The 21,746-nt window shown below is 69.5% G+C and carries 19 protein-coding genes and 1 pseudogene; 13 read left to right on the top strand and 7 right to left on the bottom strand.

Annotation, left to right across the window (positions count from 1 at the left end; translation table 11 throughout):
• Positions 1-59: 59 nt before the first annotated feature.
• The 12 genes and pseudogenes from AVMA1855_RS07665 (at position 60) to AVMA1855_RS07605 (ending at position 11,985) form a co-directional block, all read left to right on the top strand.
• On the top strand, positions 60-215 hold the full coding sequence (locus AVMA1855_RS07665; RefSeq protein WP_284425249.1) for a hypothetical protein: 156 nt from the start codon (positions 60-62) through the stop codon (positions 213-215).
• Positions 216-291: 76 nt separating this feature from the next.
• Entirely contained in the window at positions 292-1,002 is a 711-nt protein-coding gene (gene queC, locus AVMA1855_RS07660; RefSeq protein ID WP_284425248.1) for a 7-cyano-7-deazaguanine synthase QueC, read from the top strand.
• A gap of 214 nt (positions 1,003-1,216) precedes the next feature.
• Positions 1,217-2,863, top strand: a complete 1,647-nt coding sequence (locus AVMA1855_RS07655) for a long-chain-fatty-acid--CoA ligase (RefSeq protein ID WP_284425247.1) — start codon at positions 1,217-1,219, stop codon at positions 2,861-2,863.
• Between the two features lie 112 nt (positions 2,864-2,975).
• A complete protein-coding gene (locus AVMA1855_RS07650; RefSeq protein ID WP_284425246.1) occupies positions 2,976-4,199 on the top strand; it encodes an ABC transporter substrate-binding protein in 1,224 nt (407 codons plus the stop codon).
• 36 nt (positions 4,200-4,235) lie between these two features.
• Positions 4,236-5,143 (top strand): annotated as a pseudogene (locus AVMA1855_RS07640) (SMP-30/gluconolactonase/LRE family protein).
• On the top strand, positions 5,140-5,895 hold the full coding sequence (locus AVMA1855_RS07635; protein ID WP_284425243.1) for an SDR family NAD(P)-dependent oxidoreductase: 756 nt from the start codon (positions 5,140-5,142) through the stop codon (positions 5,893-5,895). Before AVMA1855_RS07640 ends, AVMA1855_RS07635 begins: the two are co-directional and overlap by 4 nt.
• A 22-nt stretch (positions 5,896-5,917) precedes the next feature.
• A complete protein-coding gene (locus AVMA1855_RS07630) occupies positions 5,918-6,673 on the top strand; it encodes an ABC transporter ATP-binding protein (RefSeq protein WP_284425242.1) in 756 nt (251 codons plus the stop codon).
• Entirely contained in the window at positions 6,666-7,385 is a 720-nt protein-coding gene (locus AVMA1855_RS07625; protein WP_284425241.1) for an ABC transporter ATP-binding protein, read from the top strand. The genes AVMA1855_RS07630 and AVMA1855_RS07625 overlap by 8 nt, the downstream gene beginning before the upstream one ends.
• 34 nt (positions 7,386-7,419) lie before the next feature.
• The gene (locus AVMA1855_RS07620) at positions 7,420-8,301 is read left to right on the top strand and encodes a branched-chain amino acid ABC transporter permease (RefSeq protein WP_272566111.1); all 882 of its coding nucleotides are present in this window, start codon (positions 7,420-7,422) and stop codon (positions 8,299-8,301) included.
• Positions 8,302-8,309: 8 nt separating this feature from the next.
• Positions 8,310-9,266 (top strand): branched-chain amino acid ABC transporter permease, encoded by a 957-nt coding sequence (locus AVMA1855_RS07615; RefSeq protein ID WP_284425240.1) that lies wholly within the window; start codon positions 8,310-8,312, stop codon positions 9,264-9,266.
• Positions 9,267-9,275: 9 nt separating this feature from the next.
• On the top strand, positions 9,276-10,067 hold the full coding sequence (locus AVMA1855_RS07610) for an SDR family NAD(P)-dependent oxidoreductase (protein ID WP_284425239.1): 792 nt from the start codon (positions 9,276-9,278) through the stop codon (positions 10,065-10,067).
• Positions 10,068-10,281: 214 nt separating this feature from the next.
• On the top strand, positions 10,282-11,985 hold the full coding sequence (locus tag AVMA1855_RS07605; protein WP_284425238.1) for a flavin-containing monooxygenase: 1,704 nt from the start codon (positions 10,282-10,284) through the stop codon (positions 11,983-11,985).
• On the opposite strand, the gene AVMA1855_RS07600 is transcribed toward AVMA1855_RS07605, so the two are convergent.
• Positions 11,903-12,784, bottom strand: coding sequence for an IclR family transcriptional regulator (locus AVMA1855_RS07600; protein ID WP_284425237.1), 882 nt, complete (start codon positions 12,782-12,784; stop codon positions 11,903-11,905). The two genes, AVMA1855_RS07605 and AVMA1855_RS07600, sit on opposite strands and share 83 nt — an antisense overlap.
• A 218-nt stretch (positions 12,785-13,002) precedes the next feature.
• Here AVMA1855_RS07600 and AVMA1855_RS07595 point away from each other — a divergent pair, with 218 nt between their 5' ends.
• Entirely contained in the window at positions 13,003-13,800 is a 798-nt protein-coding gene (locus tag AVMA1855_RS07595; protein ID WP_284425236.1) for an SDR family NAD(P)-dependent oxidoreductase, read from the top strand.
• A 178-nt stretch (positions 13,801-13,978) separates the two neighbouring features.
• On the opposite strand, the gene AVMA1855_RS07590 is transcribed toward AVMA1855_RS07595, so the two are convergent.
• The 6 genes from AVMA1855_RS07590 to AVMA1855_RS07565 all read right to left on the bottom strand — a co-directional run bounded on the left by AVMA1855_RS07590 (position 13,979) and on the right by AVMA1855_RS07565 (position 21,672).
• Positions 13,979-15,208: a porin gene (locus tag AVMA1855_RS07590; RefSeq protein ID WP_284425235.1), complete on the bottom strand. Its 1,230-nt coding sequence runs from the start codon at positions 15,206-15,208 to the stop codon at positions 13,979-13,981.
• Between the two features lie 288 nt (positions 15,209-15,496).
• Positions 15,497-16,054, bottom strand: a complete 558-nt coding sequence (locus tag AVMA1855_RS07585; RefSeq protein WP_284425234.1) for a nuclear transport factor 2 family protein — start codon at positions 16,052-16,054, stop codon at positions 15,497-15,499.
• The gene (locus AVMA1855_RS07580; RefSeq protein WP_284425233.1) at positions 16,041-18,152 is read right to left on the bottom strand and encodes an acetate--CoA ligase family protein; all 2,112 of its coding nucleotides are present in this window, start codon (positions 18,150-18,152) and stop codon (positions 16,041-16,043) included. Before AVMA1855_RS07580 ends, AVMA1855_RS07585 begins: the two co-directional genes overlap by 14 nt.
• Before the next feature lie 69 nt (positions 18,153-18,221).
• Entirely contained in the window at positions 18,222-19,301 is a 1,080-nt protein-coding gene (locus AVMA1855_RS07575) for an acyl-CoA dehydrogenase family protein (protein ID WP_284425232.1), read from the bottom strand.
• A 3-nt stretch (positions 19,302-19,304) separates the two neighbouring features.
• Positions 19,305-20,522, bottom strand: coding sequence for an acyl-CoA dehydrogenase family protein (locus AVMA1855_RS07570; protein WP_284425231.1), 1,218 nt, complete (start codon positions 20,520-20,522; stop codon positions 19,305-19,307).
• 154 nt (positions 20,523-20,676) lie between these two features.
• Complete coding sequence (locus AVMA1855_RS07565) at positions 20,677-21,672, bottom strand: Bug family tripartite tricarboxylate transporter substrate binding protein (protein WP_284425230.1); 996 nt, start codon at positions 21,670-21,672, stop codon at positions 20,677-20,679.
• Positions 21,673-21,746: the final 74 nt, after the last annotated feature.

Below are 21,746 nucleotides of genomic sequence, written 5' to 3'. Positions count from 1 at the left end.
CCGCCCAGCGGCTGCCGCTAGAATTTCATCACTTTTTGAGGCAGCCACCAGGAGAACCCATGGCCCACGAAACGACCACCACCCCGCACGTTGGCGAACACCACCATGCCCCCGATGGCGTCGAGGCCGTGGTCCCGCTGATGCCCATCGTGCTGCCCGTGGTGGGCGGCGTGCTGATGTTCCTGCTGGCCTTCATCGCCATCTACATGGCTTGAGCGCCGGCCCCTCCCCCTTCGCAGAGCCCCGCGCCGCGGGGCTTTTTTACGCCCACGTCCTTCAAAGGAACACCCCATGAGAGCCGGCCACGCCCTGGTCCTTTTTTCCGGTGGACAAGACTCCACCACCTGCCTGGCCTGGGCTCTGACCCACTTCGAGCGGGTGGAAACCATCGGCTTCGACTACGGCCAGCGGCACCACGTGGAGCTTCAGGCACGGCAGGACGTGCTGGCCGCGCTGCGCGCCGAGTTCCCGCAATGGGCCGGCCGCATGGGCGAGGACCACATGGTCGATCTCGCGGTGCTGGGCCAGATCAGCGACACCGCGCTCACGCGCGACACCGCCATCCAGATGACCGAGGCCGGGCTGCCCAACACCTTCGTGCCCGGCCGCAACCTGCTGTTCTTCCAGCTCGCCGCCGCGGTGGGCTACCGGCGCGGGCTGCACACGCTGGTGGGCGGCATGTGCGAGACCGATTTCTCGGGCTACCCCGACTGCCGCGACGACACGCTCAAGGCCTTGCAGGTGGCGGTGTCCCTCGGCATGGGGCAGCGCTTCACCTTCGAGACGCCGCTCATGTGGATCGACAAGGCCGCCACCTGGGAGATGGCGCGCCAGCTGGGCGGCGATGCGCTGGTGGACCTGATCGTCCAGCGCTCCCACACCTGCTACCACGGGGTGCTCGACACGCTGCACGCCTGGGGTTACGGCTGCGGCACCTGCCCGGCATGCGAACTGCGACGCGCAGGCTACTTTCAATGGACGGGGTTGCCGCCAGGCCCTTGACGACTGTGGAGATGCGCTACTTTCCGGCCGTCTCCGCACATTCCCTGAGTCCCCACCCGGCGTCGAATGCCTCGCGACGCAAGGGTTTTCACCCAGCGCGCGGGCGTTGTTGGTCCGGAGTCGTTCTGCTAGCATCAATTCACTTACCGGCCGGCATGTAAAAAATAGATCGCTCATGGAATCAGGGCGACGCCGCAGAGAAAGAGGAAGACAAATGCAGGGTTTGATGCAATCCGGAGCACTGCTCATCTCCACGTTGCTGGAGCACGCGGCTCGCCACCACGGCGACGTGGAGATCGTCTCCCACGTCGACGCGCACACCAGCCTGCGCACCAGTTGGGGCGAAGTGGGCCACCGCGCGCGGCGCCTGGCCAGCGCCCTGCACGCTCGCGGTCTGCCGCAGGGCGCGCGGGTCGGCACGCTGGCCTGGAACACGCACCGGCACCTGGAGCTGTACTACGCGGTCTCGGGCATGGGCGCCATCCTGCACACCGTGAACCCGCGCCTGTTCCCCGAGCAGATCAGCTACATCGTCAACCACGCGGCCGACGAGTACCTGTGCTTCGACCCGGACTTCGCGCCGCTCGTGGCCCAGATCGCGCCGCACCTGCCCTCCGTCAGGGCCTACGTGGCCCTGTGCCGGCGCGACCAGTTGCCGGCGGTGGAACTGCCTGCACCGCTGCTGTGCTACGAAGACCTGGTGGACGCGGGCGACGCCGCTTTCGCCTGGCCCGCGCTGGACGAGAACACCGCCTCGTCGCTGTGCTACACCTCGGGCACCACCGGCCATCCCAAGGGCGTGCTGTACAGCCACCGCTCGACGGTGCTGCATTCGTGGACCGCCTGCGCCACGGACGGCCTGGGGCTGGGCGCGCGCGACAGCGTGCTGCTGGCCGTGCCCATGTTCCACGTGAACGCCTGGGGCATTCCGTATGCGAGCGCCATGAGCGGCGCCAAGCTCGTGCTGCCCGGCCCCAACCTCTCGGGCGAGCGCCTCTTCGCGCTGCTGCGCGACGAACAGTGCACGCTTTCGCTGGGCGTGCCCACGGTGTGGCTGGGCTTCTTCCAGCATGCCGAGGCGTTGCCCGCCGCCGAGCGCGCGGCGCTGCGGCTGCAACGCGTGGTGGTGGGCGGATCGGCCGCGCCGCGCGCCATCATCGAGAAGTTCGACCGGCTCTTCGGTGCGTTCGTGATCCAGGCCTGGGGCATGACGGAGACCAGCCCGCTGGCCACCATCGGCAACCTGCTGCCCCGGCATGCCGACCTGCCCGCCGAAGGGCGCCACGCCGTGCAGGCCCGCCAGGGCCGCGCCATCTTCGGCGTCGAGATCGCGGTGTTCGACGCCGAGGGGCGCCAGCGCGCGCAGGACGACCGTACCCCCGGCGATCTCAAGGTGCGCGGGCCCTGGGTGGTGTCGGCCTACTACGGCCAGGAGCCGGGCGCTGCCCTGGATGCGGACGGCTGGTTCGCCACGGGCGACGTGGCGCTGATCGACGCCGAGGGCTACGTGCAGATCACCGACCGCTCCAAGGACGTGATCAAGTCCGGCGGCGAATGGATTTCCTCCATCGACCTGGAGAACCTGGCCGTGGGCCACCCCAAGGTCCAGGAGGCCGCGGTGATCGGCGCCTACCACAGCAAGTGGCAGGAGCGCCCCCTGCTCATCGTGGTGCCCAAGGCGGGCGAGTCGGTGAGCGGCGCGGAGATCCTCGACTTCATGAAGGACCGCATCGCGCGCTGGTGGATGCCCGACGACGTGGTGTTCATCGACGCGCTGCCCCACACCGCCACCGGCAAGCTGCAAAAGACGCGGCTGCGCGAGCTGTTCCGCGACCACCGCCTGCCCACCGACGCGGCCTGACTCCACGCCCCGCGGCCCCTGCCGGCCGCTGGCATCGCACACCCCGCGGACGGCGGGGCCCTGGATGCATCCGTCCCGACCGAAGACACGCACACACCAAGGAGACACACCCATGCCATTGCCCAGCTCCCGCCTTGCCCTTGCCGCCCTGGCCCTCGCCTGCGGCGCAGCGGCCCACGCCCAGATCAGCGACGATGTGGTGCGCATCGGTGTCATGGCCGACCAGACCGGCCCCTACTCGGGCAACGGCGGCCCCGGCTCCACGCTGGCCGTGCGCATGGCCGCGGAGGACTTCGGCGGCGCCGTGCTCGGCAAGCCCGTCGAGGTGGTCGTGGCCGACGACCAGAACAAGCCCGACGTGGGCTTGAACATCGCGCGCAAGTGGCTCGACACCGAGAAGGTGGACACCATCGTCGGCGGCTCGGCCTCGTCGATCGCGCTGGGCATCTCCAGCCTGCTCAAGGAACGCAAGAAGCCCTACCTGATCGCGGGCACGGTGAGCGCGGAACTGACCAACAAGTCCTGCTCGCCGATGAACTTCCAGTTCCTCACCGACACCTATGCGCTGCCCAAGGCCGGCGTGCAGAGCCTGATGAAGCAGGGCATCAAGAGCTTCTATTTCATCACCGTGGACTACGCCTTCGGCCAGGCCTACCAGGACGATGCGACCCGCTTCATCCAGGCCGCCGGCGGCAAGGTGGTGGGTTCGGTCAAGCACCCGCTGGGCGCCACCGACTTCTCGTCGTACCTGCTGCAGGCGCAGTCCAGCGGCGCGCAGGCCATCGTGATCCTGAACGCGGGACTCGATCTGTCGAACGCCCTCAAGCAGGCCGCGGAATACAAGATCACGCGCGGCGGCCAGGTGGTGACGGTGTTCGGCATGACGATCAACAGCGTCTCGGCCATGGGACTGGACGTGGCCCAGGGCCTGCAGCTGACGCTGCCGTTCTACTGGGACCGCGACGAGGCCTCGCGCGCCTGGGCCAAGCGCTTCATGGCGCGCAACAAGGGCGTGGTGCCCACCTACATCCACGCGGGCGCCTACAGCGCCGCCTGGCACTACCTGCAGGCCGTGAAGGCCGCGGGCACCGACGACGGCGCCAAGGTCGCGGCCAAGATGCGCGAGCTGCCCATCAACGACTTCTTCTCCAAGGACGTGAAGATCCGCGAGGACGGCCAGGCGCTGCGCACGGTGTACGCCATACAGGTCAAGAAGCCCTCCGATTCCAAGGGCCCCAACGACTTCTACACGGTGCGCGGCGAGATCCCGCCCGAGCAGACCTGGCGCCCGCTGTCCGAGAGCAGCTGCGACTACATCAAGGCCGCCGCCAAGTAGGCCCGCGCCCGGCCGATACGCAGCCCGAGCCCCACCATGGACCTTCGGATCGACATCCTGGCCCCGCAGCGGGACCTGCTGGGCGAATGCCCGCTGTGGGACGCGCGCACGCAGTCGCTCTACTGGATCGACGGGCGCGCCGGCATCGTGCGGCGCCACACGCCGGCCACCGGAGCCGACGCGCAGTGGCAACTGCCCCAGCACATCGGCGCGATCGCGCTGTGCGACAGCGGCCGCCTGCTGCTGGCGCTGGAGGACGACTTCCAGTATCTGGACCCGGACACGGGCACCTCTCGCCCCTGGGCGTGCGGGTGGCGCACGGCGCCGACCGGATGCGCCTGAACGACGGCCGCACCGACCGCAACGGGCGCTTCGTGGTCGGATCGATGACGCTGGGCCGCATGGCGCCCGAGGGCGCGCTCTACCAGCTCGGCACGCACGCCGTGCGCACGCTGGACACCGGCATCCACGTGGCCAACGGCACCTGCTTCAGCCCCGACGGGCGCTGGCTGTACTTTGCCGACAGCCCCACGCATCAGGTGCGCCGCTACGCCTACGACCCCGCCACGGGCGGCATCGGCCCGGCCGAGGTGCTGGTGGACACGCGAGCGCTGGGCTCCGTGCCCGACGGCGCCACCGTGGACGCCGAGGGCTGCCTGTGGGTGGCGCTGGTGCAGAACGGCCAGCTCGCACGCTTCACGCCCGACGGGCGGCTGGAGCGCCGCATCCAGCTGCCCGTGACCTTCGTGACCTGCCCCTGCTTCGGCGGCCCCGGGCTGGACGTGATCTACCTCACCTCCATCCGCGACAGCGGCAACCTGCTGCGCAGCGATCACCCGGACGCGGGCGCCGTGTTCGCCATCCACGGCACGGGCGTGCGCGGGCTGGAGGAAGCCCGCTTCGCCGACCTCCCCTCTCACCATTCGACAAGGACCCCTCAATGACCACCCGACGTTTCGAAGGCAAGGTTGCCCTCATCACCGGCGGTGCGCGCGGCATCGGCCGTGCCATCGCCGACGCCATGGCGGCCGAAGGCGCCGCCGTCGGCATCCTGGACCGCGCCGAGGACATGGCGCACGAAGCCGCCGAGCAGTTGCAGGCACGGGGGCTGCAAGCCATGGCCTTCGGTGGCGACGTGGCGCGCCGCGCGAGCTTCAGCGACGCCGTGGGTGCGCTCAAGGAGCGCTTCGGCCGCCTGGACGTGCTCGTGAACAACGCCATCTGGGTGCGCTACGGCCCCATCGACGCCATCACGCCCGAGATGCTGGATCGCATGGTGGGCACGGGCTTCAACTCGGTGGTCTGGGGCATCCAGGTGGGTGCCGAGGCCATGGAGGCCGGCGGCAGCATCGTCAACATCGCCTCGTCGGCCGCCTTTCTGGGCCTGCCCGAGGGCATGCTGTACTGCGGCGTGAAGGCCGGCGTGCTGGGCCTGACCCGCTCGGCCGCCGTGGACCTGGGGCCGCGAGGCATCCGCGTCAACGCCATCTGCCCGGGCTCGGTGCTCACCGAGGGCGTGAAGATCAACGTCGATGCCGAAAAGGCCAAAGTGCGCATCGCCAAGACGCCGATGAAGCGCCTGGGCGAGGTGGAGGACATCGCCAAGGCCGCGTGCTTCCTGGCCTCGGACGACGCCAGCTTCGTGACCGGCGAGTCGATGCTCGTGGACGGCGGCGTCACCCATGCCTTCCTCTGAGCCGCCCAACGGCCGCCCCGCCATGGACGCCCCCTTCATCCTCGAAGCCCGCCAGCTCAGCCGGCAGTTCCGCGGCTTCTATGCCGTCAAGGACGTGGACCTGCGGGTGCGACGGCACTCGGTCCACGCCCTCATCGGACCCAACGGCGCGGGCAAAACGACCTGCTTCAACCTGCTCACCACCTTCCTGCGGCCCTCCTCGGGCACCGTGGTCTTCAACGGCCGCGACATCTCGCGCAGCGACCCCGCCTCCGTGGCCATGGCGGGCCTGGTGCGATCGTTCCAGATCTCGGCCGTCTTCGGACAGATGACGGTGCTGGAGAACGTGCGCGTGGCGCTGCAGAAGCGCCACGGCGGCACCTTCGCCTTCTGGCGCAATGTGAAGGTCCTGCGCACGCTGGACGCGCGGGCGCTGGAGCTGCTGGAACGCGTGGGCCTCACGCGATGGCGCGACACGCCCGCCGGCGAACTGCCCTACGGGCGCAAGCGCGCGCTGGAGCTGGCCACCACCATCGCCATGGAGCCCGAGATGATCCTGCTGGACGAGCCCATGGCGGGCCTGGGCCACGAGGACATCGGCCCGGTGGTGGCACTGATCCGCGAGGCCGCGCGCGGGCGCACGGTGCTCATGGTCGAGCACAAAATGAAGGTCATCGCCGAGCTGTGCGACCGCGTGACCGTGCTGCAGGCCGGCCAGGTGCTGGCCGAGGGCAGCTATGACGAGGTCTCGCGCGACCCGCGCGTCATCGAAGCCTACGTAGGAGGTGCCCATGCCTGAGACCCCCGACACGCAGCCCCTGCTGCAGGTGCGCGGCCTGCGCGGCTGGTACGGCGAAACCCTGGCGCTGCAAGGCATCGACCTGGACGTGCACGAGGGCGAGGTGGTATGCCTGCTGGGGCGCAACGGCGCCGGCAAGACCACCACGCTGCGCGCCATCATGGGGCTGCTGGGCCGGCGCGAGGGCGGGATCACGCTGCGCGGTCAACCCACCGAGGGCCTGCCGCCCGAGGCCATCGCGCGCCTGGGCGCGGCCTACTGCCCCGAAGAGCGCGGCATCTTCGCCAGCCTTTCGACCGAAGAGAACCTGCTGCTGCCGCCGGTGCTGCTGCCCGGCGGCCTGAGCGTGGCCGAGATCTACGCGCTGTTTCCCAACCTGCAGCAGCGCCGGCACAGCCCGGGCACGCGGCTGTCGGGCGGCGAGCAGCAGATGCTGGCCATCGCCCGCATCCTTCGCACGGGCGCCAAGCTGCTGCTGCTGGACGAGCCCACCGAGGGCCTGGCGCCGGTGATCGTCGAGCGCATCGGCGCCACCATCCGCATGCTGCGCGAGCGCAGCTTCACCGTGCTGCTGGTGGAGCAGAACTTCCGCTTCGCCTGCGCGCTGGCCGACCGCTTCTACGTGATCGAGGAAGGCGAGGTGGCAGGCCACTTCCGCCGCGACGAGCTCGACACGCAGCGCGAACACATCGAGTCGCTTCTGGGCCTGTGAGCCCTTCTTCACCCAACGCAGGACGGACAAAACGATGGACGGGCTATTCGGAATCCCCTGGGCTGCACTGATCGGGCAGCTTCTGGTCGGGCTCATCAACGGCGCCTTCTATGCCCTGATGAGCCTGGGGCTGTCGATCATCTTCGGGCTGCTGCACGTGGTCAATTTCGCCCACGGCGCGCAGTACATGCTGGGTGCTTTCGTGGCGTGGGGGCTGCTCGAATACCTAGGCATCGGCTACTGGCCGGCGCTCGTCATCGCGCCGCTGGTGGTGGCGGGCTTCGGGGTCGTGTTCGAGCGCCTGATGCTGCGCCGGCTGTATGCGCTGGACCACGTGTACGCGCTGCTGCTGACCTTCGGCGTGGCGCTGCTCATGGAGGGTGCCTTCCGCCTGCAATTCGGCGTGAGCGGCCAGCCCTACCCCAACCCGCTGACGGGCGGCATCGACGTGGGCGTGACCTTCCTGCCGCTGTACCGCGTTTGGGTGATCGCCGCAGCGCTGGCGGTCTGCCTGGGCACCTGGTTCTTCATCGAGAAGACCAAGCTGGGCGCGTACCTGCGCGCGGCCAACGAGAACGCCCCGCTGGTGCGCACCTTCGGCATCAACGTGCCGCGCATGCTCATGCTCACCTACGGGCTGGGCGTGGGCCTGGCGGGCCTGAGCGGCGTGATGGCCGCGCCGATCTACCAGGTGAGCCCGCTGATGGGCTCGAACCTGATCATCGTCGTGTTCGCGGTGGTGGTGATCGGCGGCATGGGCTCCATCCTGGGCTCCATCGTCACCGGTTTCGCGCTGGGCGCCATCGAGGGCCTGACCAAGGTCTTCTATCCCGATGGCGCGGGGGTGGTCATCTTCGTGGTGATGATCCTCGTGCTCGCCGTCCGTCCCCATGGCCTCTTCGGCCGTGCCCACTAGGAGTCGCCATGGACCTGCTGAGTCGACGCACCCACAACGCGCTGCTGCTGGCCGCCCTGGCCTGCCTGGCCGCCGCGCCGTTCGTGGTGTATCCCATGTTCCTCATGAAACTGATGTGCTTCGCGCTGCTGGCGGCATCGGTCAACCTGCTGGTCGGCTACGTCGGCCTGCTGTCGTTCGGCCACGCCATGTTCTACGGCACCGCCGGCTACATCACCGCGCACGCGGTCAAGGTCTGGGGCTGGGAGGGCCTGAGCGGCATCGCCCTGGGCGCGGCCGCGGCCGCGGTGCTGGGCCTGCTGACGGGGCTGCTGGCCATCCGCCGCCAGGGCATCTACTTCTCGATGATCACGCTGGCCTTCGCGCAGCTGGTGTACTTCATGGCGCTGCGCCTGCCGTTCACGGGCGGCGAGGACGGCATCCAGAACATTCCGCGCCCCACCGTGCTGGGTCTGTTCTCGCTGGAGAACACGCTGGTGCTGTACTACTTCGTCACGGTGCTCATCGGTGGCGCGTTCTGGCTGATCCACCGGCTGGTGCACTCGCCCTTCGGGCAGGTGCTGCGCGCCATCCGCGACAACGAGCCGCGCGCCCAGAGCCTGGGATACCGCGTCAACCGCTACAAGCTGCTGGCCTTCGTGCTGTCGGCCGCCATCGCGGGCTTCGCGGGCTCGCTCAAGGCCCTGGTGTTCCAGCTCGCCTCGCTGACCGACGTGCACTGGGCCACCTCGGGCGAGGCCCTGCTCATCTGCATCGTGGGCGGCATGCAGACGCTGCTGGGCCCGGTGGTGGGCGCCATGGTCATCGTGACCATGGAGAACTACCTGGCCTCGTTCGCCGAGTGGGTGCTGATCCTGCAGGGCGTGGTGTTCGTCATCGTGGTCATGCTGTTCCGCAAGGGCATCGTCGGCCAGTTCCAGGCCTATCTCGCCAGCCGCCGCCAGCGCGGCGCGGCACCGCTGTAGGAAGACCCCATGCCAGCCCATGCACTTCCCCCCACCTGGCCCGCCACGCCCGGCCTGCTGGCCGGCCGCCTGGCCCTTGTCACGGGCGCGGCCAGCGGCATCGGCCGCGCGGTGGCGGTGGCCTTCGCCCAGGCCGGCGCGCGCGTCATCGTGACCGACCTGCAGGCCGAGCGCTGCGCGAACACGCTGCGCGACGTGCGCGCCGCCGGCACCGAGGGCTGGGCCTGGGCGCTCGACGTGTCCAGCGCCCAGGCCTGCCATGACCTCGCCACGCAGGTGGCGCAGTCGATCGGCGACGTTGACACACTCGTCAACAACGCGGGGGTGATCATCCGCGAGGGCATCGACAGCCCGCGCGCCGCCGACAACCTGCGCCGCACGATGGACGTGAACCTCTTCGGGGTGTTCCACACGGTGCACGCCTGGCTGCCCGCGCTGCGGCGCACGCGCGGCAGCATCATCAATGTGGCCTCGGGCGCGGCATTCATCGCGCAGGGCGGTGCGCTGGGCTACTCGCCCTCAAAGGCGGCGGTGAAGATGTTCACGCAGACCCTGGCGCTCGATCTCGCTCCCGATGGCATCCGCGTCAACGCGCTGGCGCCGGGCGTGATCGACACACCGATGACCGAGGCCACGCGCGCCAACCCCGAGCGGCTCGCGCGCTTCATGCAGCGCATCCCCGCCGGCCGACTGGGCCAGCCGCACGAACTGGCGGGGCCGGCGGTGTTCTTGGCCTCGGACATGGCGAGCTTCGTCAATGGCGTGACGCTGCCGGTGGACGGCGGCACGCTGGCCGTCTGAGGCAGGCGGGCACGGGCCGCGCGAGCACCCGGAAATCATGGATGTGATGTTGCAGGCCCCACCCGTGCATTTGCTTGATGCGCGCACGGCGCGAACGCATCATTTCCCGCAGGACAGACCGCACGCCGCAAGCGCCAGCGCAGCGCCGGTGGCGACCTGACCCCATCTGAAACCATCCGCGGCACGGACCATGCCGCCCCCCAGAGGAGACAACATGACAACGCAAACCCCGCACGGGAACGCCAACGCTCCCACCCCGCCCCAGCGCATCGACGTCGCCATCGTCGGCGCGGGCTTCGGCGGCATGTACGCCGTGTACAAGTTCCGGGAAATGGGCCTGAAGATCCAGGGCTTCGAGGCCGGCGGCGACGTGGGCGGCGTGTGGTACTGGAACCGCTACCCCGGCGCGCGCGTGGACCTGCCCAGCATCGACTACAGCTTCTCCTTCTCGCCCGAGATCGAGCAGGAGTGGACCTGGTCGGAGCAGTTCGCGGCCCAGCCCGAGCTGCTGCGCTACATCAACTTCGTGGCCGACCGGCTCGACCTGCGCCGGCACATCCAGTTCAACACGCGCGTGACCAGCGCCGTGTGGAGCGAGGAGCGCCAGCTGTGGACGGTGAAGACCGACCGCGGCGCCGTCTACGAGGCTACTTACTGCATCATGGCCACTGGCCCGCTCTCCATCCCCAAGGACCCCGAGATCCCCGGCCTGGAGCGCTTCAAGGGCCGCCTGCTGCGCGCGGCCAGGTGGCCGCACGAGCCCGTGCGCTTCGAAGGCCTGCGCGTGGGCGTGATCGGCACCGGCTCCAGCGGCATCCAGATCGTGCAGGAGGTGGGCAAGGAGGCCGGCGAGCTGTTCGTCTTCCAGCGCACGCCCAGCTTCACCATGCCCATGCGCAACGAAGACCTCACGCCCGAGTACATGGCCGAGGTCAAGCGCCACTACGCCGGCATCCGCGAGTCCGCGCGCAACAGTGCCGTGGGCGGCGTGCGCCCGCAATCCACCCGCGCGTTCTTCAGCGTGACGCCCCGCCAGCGCCAGCAACTGCTGGAAGATGCCTGGAAGAGCGGCGGCCTGGCCATGCTCGGCACCTTCTGCGACCTAATGACCAACGCCGAAGCCAACGAGCATGTGGCGCAATTCGTGCGCGGCAAGATCGGCGAGGTCGTGAAGGACCCGGTGACGGCCGAGCAGCTCAAGCCGCGCGGCTACCCCATCTTCGCCCGCCGTCCCTGCCTCGACTCCAGCTACTACGAGACCTACAACCGCCCCAACGTGCACCTGGTGGACCTGCTGAACGATCCGATCGTGGAGATCACCGAGAAGGGCGTTCGCACGCAGTCCGGCGAGGTCGAGCTGGACATGCTCATCCTGGCCACCGGCTACGACGGCCTGACGGGCGCAATGCTGGCCTTCGACGTGGTCGGTCGCGACGGCCGCACCGTCAACGGCAAGTGGCAGGACGGCGCGCGTTCCTACCTGGGCCTGATGATGGAAGGCTTCCCCAACCTCTTCATGACCACCGGCCCCAACGGCCCCGCCGCGCTGGCCAACATCATCCGCATCAGCGAGAACGACGTGGACTGGATCGCCGCCGCCATGCAGCACATGCAGGGCCAGGGCCTGGCCACCATCGAGCCCACGGCCCAGGCCGAGCAGGGCTGGATGGACCTGGTCTACACGCTGTCGCAGCGCTCGCTGCTGCTCAAGGCCAAGACCTGGTACGTGGGCGCCAACGTGAAGGACAAGCCGCAGGGCCTCACGCTGTTCACCGGAGGCTTCGCCAAGTACCGCGAGCACTGCGCGGCCGCCGCGCAGGACGGCTACCGCAACTTCACCTTCCAGCGCCCAACCCTGACGCGGCCGGTGCCGCACACGGGCCAGGAAGCCCCGGCCGAAGCAGCGGTGGCGGGCTGACCGCCCGCGCCGCCCCGCCCAATGAGTGCGCTATGCGCGGCCCGGCCCGGGCTGCGGTTGCTCCAGCTGCAGGGCCAGCCGCCGCATGAGCGCGGTGTAGCGCGCCCGGTGGGGCCGCATGCGCTCGATGGTGCCACCCATGCCCAGCACCACGAGGCGGCCCTGCACACGCCAGGGCAGCACCACGCCGATGGTGGCGCCGCCCAGCAGCGGCAGGTTCTCCAGGTAGAGCGCCTTGCGCAGCCGGGCGCCGGCCACCTCGGGGGCGATGGGTCTCCAGCGGCACCCGGTCTTCGCGCCCTTGCACGGCAATGTTGGCGCGGTGCACGAGCTTTTCCACCTCCGCATCGGTGCGGTCGGTGAGCAGCAGCCAGCCCACGGCCGAACGGGTCAGCGGGCGCAGGCTGCCCTCGTCGGTGTGAAAGCGGATGGCATGCGTGGACTGGATGACGCGGATGTACTGCACATAGATGTCGTTGAGCATGGCGATGGACACCGTCTCGCCCGTGGCGCCGTGCAGGTCGTGCATCAGTTCGAAGATGCGGCCCTGCCCGAACAGCGCCTGCGAGATCCAGTCGCCCAGCGAAGTGACCCGCGGCGTGGGGAAGTACAGGCGCTCGGTGCGGTCATAGCGCAGGTAGCCCATGGCGATGAGGTTCTTGAGCAGCACCGTGGTGCTCGACTGGGGGTAGCCCAGCGCCTCGCTGATGCGCTTGAGCGGCAGGGGCGTGCGCACCTGCGCGAAGTATTCCAGCACCTGCAGCACCCGGGTGGCGGACTTCACCGTACTGGCGGGCATGGGAAAGCTCCGGAGACGACGCGGCGGGTGCATGGCATGGCCGGCCCATTGTGCGGCCCCGCGCCACCGCCGGCAGCCCTGCGCGCGACACGGGCACGGGCCCGCGCGGCGGACCGCTTTCCTTCCCGCAAGCCTTCATTCCACCCCTTGAACCCCATGGCACACCTTCCTTTCCCTTCCATCGGCCAGCCCGGCGTTACCACGCCAGCGGAGGCCGCATGAACCGCTGCATCATCACCGGCGCCGCGCGGGGCATCGGCCGCGCCATCGCACTGCGTCTGGCGCGGGACGCGGCGCCCCACGGCGGCGCCCGCATCGCGCTGGCAGACCAACATCTGGCCGAGTTGGAGCCCCTGGCGGCCGAGATCCGGCAACTCGGCGGCACCGCGCTCGTGCTGGGCGGCGACTTGGCCGACGCGGCTTTTCCGGCTCACCTGTGCGCTCAGGCAGTGAAGGCCTTCGGGGGCCTGGACGCCGTGGTCAGCAACGCGGGTTTCGCGGCGCCGGGCCCGCTGGCCACTTACGACCCGGCTACCTGGGACCGCGTCTTCGCCGTCAACACGCGCGCGCCGCTGCTCCTGGCCCAGGCCGCCTACCCGGCGCTGAAAGCCGCGCGCGGCACCGTGCTGTTCATCACTTCGATCTCGGGCAGCCATCCGACGCCGCCGCTGGGCGCCTACAGCGCCAGCAAGGCCGCCGCGCTCATGCTGATGCGCCAGATGGCTGCCGAGTGGGGCCCCGAGGGCATCCGCGTGAACGCGCTCTCGCCCGGGCTGACGCTCACGCCGGGCACGGCGACAGCCTATGCCGACCCCGAGGCCCGCATGCTGCGCGAGGCGCGCGTGCCCCTGCGGCGACTGGCCGAAGCCGATGACATGGCAAGCGTGGCCGCCTTCCTCCTGGGCCCCGACGCGGCCTACGTGCATGGCGCCGAATTGCTGGTGGACGGCGGCCTGGCGCACACGCTCATGGGCTCGCTGCCCATGGGCGGCTGGGGCCGGCCCGCCGCCGGCTGAAACGCCTGCGGGCGCGGTGCGCAGGCCCGTCGAGCCTGCGCACCGCGCCTTCCAGAGCTTGGTACCCGGCAGCCGACCCGCGCTGCAACGCGGCCGGTGCCCTTGGACTGCTGCTGCTCCGCGCGCCATCAGGTCAGGCCCCGTCCCCACCAGGTGGGCCTGCCCGCGACCGCGGGTTTCAGAAGGCGTGGCGCACGCCCACGTGCACGGCATCGCTGTTGCCGCCGTCACCGAGACCAGCCTGCGACGTCGCGCCCGTCAGCGCGTAGCCTGCACCGTTGCGGTTCTTCACCTTGCCATAGTCCGCATACAGCGTGGTGCGCTTGGACAGGGCATACAGATAGGCCACGCCGAACTGCGTGGCATCGCGGTTCAGCGGGCCGCGGTCATCCACCTTGACGACCTGCGCGAGCACCGTGCTGGCCCCGAACGGTACCGCCACGCCCAGAGAGGCGCTGCGGTCGTCCTGCCCGGCGTAGTAGCCCACGGTCGGAATGCCCGCCAACTGCACATTGCCATCGAGTGCGGCATGCACGGCCGGGCTGAGGTCGGCGCCGGGGTTCTTGAACGTCGCGAACGAGCCGAACAGCTTGAAGCCGCCGAAGTTGTAGGCCAGGCTGGAGTTGAGCCAGCGCACCGTGCTCAGGTCCGTGGGATGGCGCAAGGTGGTGTATGCCACCGCTCCGCTGAGCGCCTGGCCGGAATAGAACAACGCGACAGCGGCCTGGTTGGCGGCCTGGGTGCCGCCCGTGGCACTGGTGCGCTCGCCGAAGGAGTACGAGAACTTGCCGATGAATCCGGACAACGACGGCGACTGATACCAGACCGTGTTGTTCGCGCGGCCTGTGGCCGGCTGGATGCCCTGCAGGTTGCCGGCGCCCCCCAAACCGAAGGCATCGCCCACGGCCTGCGCCTCGGAGCTGATCGTGGTCACCGTGCGGCCCAGCCGCACCTCGCCGAAGTCGCCCGTGAGGCTGACCAGGGAACCTCGGCCGAAGAACTTGGCACCTGCGCCCTGGTTCTGCCCCGAGCCACCCGTGTCGGAGTTGATGCCCGCCTCCAGCCAGAAATTGGCACGCAGCCCGCCGCCCAGGTCTTCGGAGCCCCGGAAACCGAACCGCGATCCATTCATGTGCCCGCTGTCCAGCTTGGTGATGCGCCCGCCCGCGCCGGAGGCATAGGCGATGCTGGTGTCGATCAGTCCATAAAGGGTCACGCTGGATGCGGCGGCGGCCATGCCGCCCGCGGGCGTGGTGATCTGGCGCAGCTCTTCTTTCTGCGCCTGTTGCGCCCACGCCGGCGCTTGGCCACAGGCCCAGGCGGCCATGGCGCCCACTAGCACGCGTGATGGCGTGCTTTGGATGCCCCGGCGAATGCGGCCGGCTGTTTTGTTGAATATTTCCGACATCGAATGTCTCCTCACGCAGCAATATGAATCGCCACCCGCCAAGGGTGGCACATGACCGGCCACCCACAGCAAAACCATTAATTACCTGTCGACCGGTTAAAAAATGGTAAGAAAAAATCCTATTGATTTCAATGACCTACATAGCAATTGCAGGGTATGCACCGATCGATTAGGGGTATTCACCGACCATCAAAGAAACCCATCCGGAAATCCAAAAAATCCAGCGCCAATGGCCCGGATTATTCATCCAGGCCATTATTGAAGCCCAACGAAAATCAGGCGTCGAAATTACCCATCGGGTAATCCAGACAGCAGTGCATACCATGCATCCGCCGGCTTGTGCGCGCCCACAGGCATGCGCACGCCGAAGCGCTGCGCATCGGTGCCCGGAGCGGCGGGCGCCTCGCGGATCCAGTCGTAGACCACGGTGCGGGCCGCCACGCGCCATTGGCCCGAGCGGCGTTCGAAGCGGTCGATGTAGCGGCCGCACAGAAAGGTCTCGGCGGCCTCCCCCTGGGCGCTGGTACCCGTCTGGAAGGCCTGGAAGTAGCTCTCCACCGCGGCCTGCTCGCCCCGCAGTTCGATCGCGATATTGCCCAGCAGGTGCACCATCCGGCCGCCCCCCGGCAGCTTGTCCAGGGCCCAGTCGATGAATCCCTCCGCACTGCCCTGGTAGGGGCCGTGGCGGTCGGTAGCGTCGGGCCAGTAGGCGCTGCGCAGGGCCTCCGCATCGCAGCGGTCGATGCCCCGGCTGTAGCGGTACAGGCATTCGCGGATGGCATCCTTGTCGGCCAGAGCTTGCCACCCGGCCTCCAGCGCCGTCAGGCGCGCTTCAATGGGTACCATGGGAGTCCCCTGGCGCGGGAGCGCGCACGGCGATCACAGCATCCAGGCAGGCGGCGCCCTGCACCCGCACCACCAGCGGGTTGATGTCGATGCTCTCGATCTGATCGGCATGCGAGAAGGCGAACTCCGACAGCCTGCACAGCGCGTCGGCCAGGGCCTGTTCGTCGTACTGCGGACCGCCGCGCCAGCCACGCAGCAACTGTGTGGAGCGCACGCGCTCCATCAGCGCCCGGGCCCGCTGCGGCGTGAGCGGTGCCGACGCAAAAGCCACGTCCTTGAAAAGCTCCACGGCCGTGCCGCCCGAGCCGAACATCACCATGGGTCCGAAGGTCGGGTCCCGGTGGATGCCGGCGATCAGTTCCACGCCGCCCTTCAGCATGGGCGCCACCAACACGCCATCGAGCCGGGCATCGGGCCGGGCCGATTGCGCGCGCTGCATCAGCGTGGCAAAGCCTTCGGCCACGGCCTGCGCGTCGGGCAGGTTCAGCAGCACGCCCCCCACTTCGGTCTTGTGCACGATGTCGGGCGAGACGATCTTGGCCACCACGGGGTAGCCCATGGCGGAGGCCGCCTCGGCAGCCTCCGTGGCGCTGCGGCAGATCCGCTCGGGCAGCACGGGCAGGCCCGCGGCCGCCAGCGCACGTTTGGCGCCGTCTTCGGTGGCCACGTTCCCCAGTGGTGCGGAAGGCCCGGTCGGTGGGGGCGGCAGGTGCAGGGTGCTCCGGCGCTGGTGCGCGTGGGCCAGCGCCGCCACGGCCTGCACAGCGCGCGATGGGTCTTCGAACACGGCGATGCCATGCTGTTCCAGCGCCGCATTCACCTCGGGCCGCGAGAGCATGACGAGCACCAGCAGCCGGTGCGGATGGCGCTGCTTGAGCGCGATCAGCTCGGCCTGCGTGGCCGCGAAGCGCTGTGGCGATAGGCCCACATGCGCCAGGTAGGCGAACACGGTGCCGTAGTCGGCCTGGTCCAGCATCAGTGCCACGGTGCGCGGCACGCCCTGCGGCACGGCGGTCACCTGCGCCGTCATGTCCAGCGGGTTGCTGGCCACGGCGAACGGCAGCAGATCCAGCGCCGCGGCCCGCGCGGCGGCCGGCAGCGGCGACAGCTGCAGCCCGCGCTCGCCCGCGTCGTCGGCCATCAGGATGCCGATGCCGCCCGAGCCGGTAACCACGCCGACATCGGTGTTCTGCGGCAGCCGGCCCGCGGTGGAGTGCAGGTAGGCGATGTCGAGCATCTCCTCGATCGAAGCGGCGCGCCAGGCGCCGCACTCCTCGAACACCGTGTCGTACACCGCGTCGTCGCCGGCCAGCGAGCCGGTGTGCGTGGATGCGGCGGCCGCACCCAGCTCCGTGCGCCCCACTTTCATGATGACCACGGGCTTGCCGGCATGCGCGGCCTTGAGCAGAGCGGCGCGCAGGCGATCGCCATCGCGGCAGGACTCGAGCGCCGCGCAGATGACGCGCGTATCGGGGTCGTCCACGAGGTAGTCGATGCACTCGGCGACATCCACGTCCGCCTCGTTGCCCGTGGCCACGATCTTGCTGAAGCCCAGTCCGCGCAACGATGCCGCGCCGTAGGCGGCCGAACCGAAGGCACCGCTCTGGGTGGCCAGGGCAATGGGGCCGGGGCGCGGCTTCAAGCCATTGAGCGCCGTGGAGAAGGTGGCGAAGAAGCGCGTGGGCACGTTCAGCAGGCCCAGGGAGTTGGGACCGACCATGCGCACCCCGGCTTCGCGGCACAGGCCCACGATGCGGTCCTGCAGCGCGCGACCCTCGGCGTCCACCTCGGCGAACCCGGCCGTGAGCACCTGGATAGCCTTCACGCCCTGGGCGATGCTGTCTCGCACCGCCGCCTCCACGCCCGCCACGGGCACGCAGATGATGGCGTGGTCCACGGGGTGCGGGATGTCGCGCACGCTGGCGTAGGCCGGCAGGCCCTGGATGGTGTCGCCGCTGCGGTTGACGGGGTACAGTGGCGCCTCGAAGCCCCCTTCGAGCATGAAACGCAGCGGCCTGCCGCCGATGCGTTCGGGGTCCGACGAGGCGCCCACCAGGGCGACCGACGTGGGGTGGAACAGCGGGTGCAACGAATGCATGGGAAAGCGTCCTTCTGTACGGGGGTCTCTGTCTGGTCGGTTCGAGAGGGTGGCTGCGGCCGGGGCGGCTCAGTGCAGCGCGGGCCGCGCCAGGCGGTCCAGGTGCGCGAAGCGATCGCCCCACTGCAGGCTGCAGGCCAGTGCGTGCATGGCCAGGCGCGCCGCGGGCAGTTCACGCGACATGCCGATGCCCCCGTGCAGCTGGATCGCGGACTCGGCCACTTGGCGCCCCGTGACCGACAGGTAGAGCTTGACCAGCGCGATGTCGCGCGGCGAGCCGCTGGCGGGGCCCTCGCACAGGTCCAGCACCTGCCGGCGCACCATGCCGCGCACGTTCTCGTAGGCCACATACATCTCCACCACGCGGTGGCGCAGCGCCTGGAAGGTGGCCAGCGCCACGCCGAACTGCACGCGCGTGGTGAGGTACTCGATGGTCTGCTCGATCATCGCGCCGATGGCGCCCACGGTCTGGGCGCAGGCCAGCAGGCCGCCGACCGCGCTGGCGCGCTCCACGCGGGTGTGCACGCCCTCGCCCTGCGCCAGCACGCTCGATGCCGCCAGCGTAACGCCGGCCAGGGCGATGTCGGCCGTCTGGCGCCCGTCGATGCCCAGCCAGGTGCTGGCGTGGCCCGGCACGGCATCGCGCGGTGCCAGCACCAGCAGCGGCAGGCCATCGTCCTGCGTGGCGACGAACACGAAGTGTGTGGCGGGCTCGGTCAGGTCGGCGCCATGCAGGCGGCCGTTGAGCGTGAGGCGATCGCCATCGCGCACGGCAGCCAGGGGCACCTGGCCCGTGTCCAGCACGGGGCAGACCGAGGCCTCGCCCGCAGCCATGGCCCGCAGCACGTCGCTGGCGCCTGGCAGGCCGGCCAGCAGCAGGGGCACCACGGCACACCGTGCGGCCAGGGGCTGCGCCAGGGCATGCCGGCCCGCGGCTTCGGCGATGGCGGCCACGTCGCCCAGCGAGGCGCCGGCGCCGTCGTGCGCCTCGTCGATCAGCACCCCCTGCCAGCCCAGTTGCAGGAATTGGCTCCAGGTCTCGCTGGGCTCCTGGGATTCGAAGGTCTCGGTCACGGGCGCCGCAGCGGCCACGCGGGCGGTGGTGTCATAGAGGTCGCCGGGAAACATCGGCGTCGCGTGGAATGTCATGGGTCAGGCTCCGAAAAGGTCGCGGGCGATCACGTTCTTCTGCACTTCGCTGGTGCCCCCGGCGATGGTGCGCGAGCGGTAGAACAGGTAGGTGTGGATGAGCTGGCGCAGGGGGTCGTCCGCATCGCTTGCCACCTCCTGACCCGTGGCCGCGACGGTATCGACCAGGCGTGCGGCGTACTCGGGACCGGCGATGTCCAGCGCCATGCCGATGAGCTGCTGGGACAGGTCCGAGCAATAGAGCTTGAGCGCCGACGATTTCGAGGCTGCCAACGTGCCCTGCATCTCCTCCTGGATCGCGCTGAGCAGCATCTCGCGCGCGCCCGCCACGCCGGCCTGGGCCAGGTACAGGCGTTCGAGCAGCACATGCTGGCTCGCGCTGGGCGCCGATCCGCCAGCGCCGCGCGCGCGCAGCAGCTCCCCGACCTGCCCGGCCAGGCGGGCCAGGCGCGGCACCGTCGCGGGCGAAAGCCGCTCACGGTCAAGCAGGAACTTGGCGCACTTCCAACCCTCGCCCTCCACGCCCAGGAGGTTGGCGCAAGGCACGCGCACGTCGTTGAGGAACACCTCGTTGACGTGGTGCCAATGGTCGATCGTGGGGATGGGCCGCACCTCGATGCCCGGCGTGTCCATGGGCACGAGCAGCAGCGAAATGCCGGCCTGCTTGCGCCCCTCGTTCGACGTGCGCACCAGCGTGTACATCATGTCGGCCTCCTGCGCGTGCGAGGTCCAGATCTTCTGCCCGTTGATCACGTAGTGGTCGCCATCGCGCACCGCCGCCGTCTTGAGCGACGCCAGGTCCGAGCCCGCACCAGGCTCGGAGTAGCCCTGGCACCACCACTCGCTGCCGTCCAGGATGCGCGGCAGAAAGCGCGCCTTCTGCTCGGGCGTTCCGAAGTGCATGATCACCGGGCCGATGTGGCCCAGACCGTGGTGGTACTGGGGCGGGCAGTCGGCCTGCGCGGTGACCTCCTCGAACAAGTAGCGCTGCTGCAGGTCCCAGCCCGTGCCGCCGTACTCCACCGGCCAGTTGGGCGCGCCCCAGCCGCGCGCGAAGAGCTTTTCCTGCCAGATGCGGTACTCGTTGCGCGTGACCTTCTGGTTGGTGCGAACGACCTCCTTCAGGGCCGGCGGGCATTCGGACTTGGCGAACTGGCGCAGTTCCTCGCGGAAGGCATCGTAGGGGTCGAGGGTGTGCGATGAAGGGTTGGGGATCGTCATGGTGCTTGGAAGTGCTGGGGCGCTAGCCCCGGTTCGTTGCAGGAAAGAAGGAAGCCACAGCCCTGGACCACGGTGCGGCCGTCAGGGCGGGTGCCGGTGGAGTGCCGCGGCGTGGCGGCTGCGCGCGCAGGCGGGGTGGAAGCCACGGCACGCATCAGTCCAGTTGGATGTTGCGTTCACGGAAAACGGGGGCCCAGCGCTCGCTCTCCGCGCGCAGGTAAGCCGCAAAGGCCTCCAGCTCTAGGTTGCGGGGCTCGACACCGGCACGCTCCACGGCCTCGCGCACGGCGGGCTGCTTCAGAACCTGGCGCAACTCGGCATGCAGCCATCGCTGCAGTGCCGGCGCAGTGGATGCCGGCAGGAAAAAGCCGAACCAGCCCCCTGCGGTGAAATGGGCCAGCTCCGGCACGCCGGACTGGGCAATGGGCAACAGTTCGGGCGCCCGGGCCAGCGGGGCGGTGCTCGCAACGCCCAGTGCCCGCAGCCGTCCGCTGCGCACATGGGAGAACGACGCCACCGAATCGAACATGGCATGCACTTGCCCGCCCAGCAGATCGTTCAGCGCGGGCCCATTGCCGCGGTAAGGCACATGCACGATGTCCATGCCCGTGAGGGACGCCAGCAGTTCTGCGGCGATGTGCGGACTGGACCCATTGCCGGACGAAGCGAACACCAGCTTGCCCGGGTGTGCTTTGCCGTACGCCACCAACTCAGCCACCGACGTGACGGGCAGGCGCGTGCTCACGTACAAGACGCTGGGCGTGTCGCCCACCATGGCGAGGGGAGTCAGGGCGCGCGGATCGTAAGGCAGCTGTCTCATCAACAGCGGATTGGCGATGTAGCCGAATGCCGTGAGCAGCAGCGTATGGCCATCGCCCGGCGCGCGCGCCACCACCGCCGTACCGATGGTGCCGCCCCCGCCGTTGCGGTTGTCGACCACCACCGGCCGGGACCACCGCGCCGAGAGGGCCGACGCGATTGGGCGTGCCAGGTTGTCCGTCAGGCCTCCAGCGGCATAGGGGACGACGATCTGGACGGGCCTGGCCCCCACCAGTCCCTCAGCGCCCACCACGCCTTGCGCCCGCGCTTGGGCACAGGCCAGGCCTGCACTCCAGGGCAACAAGAGGAAATGGCGGCGGTCAGTGCGCATGGGTAGACTCCTGCGAAAAGTCTACTAAACGGCCGGCAAGTTAATGAACAGGGAAAACCCGCGCCGCGTGCCAG

It is taken from the genome of Acidovorax sp. SUPP1855 (assembly GCF_030158955.1).
Taxonomy (GTDB): Bacteria; Pseudomonadota; Gammaproteobacteria; order Burkholderiales; family Burkholderiaceae_C; genus Paracidovorax.
This window is presented reverse-complemented; position numbering and strand designations above follow the sequence as displayed.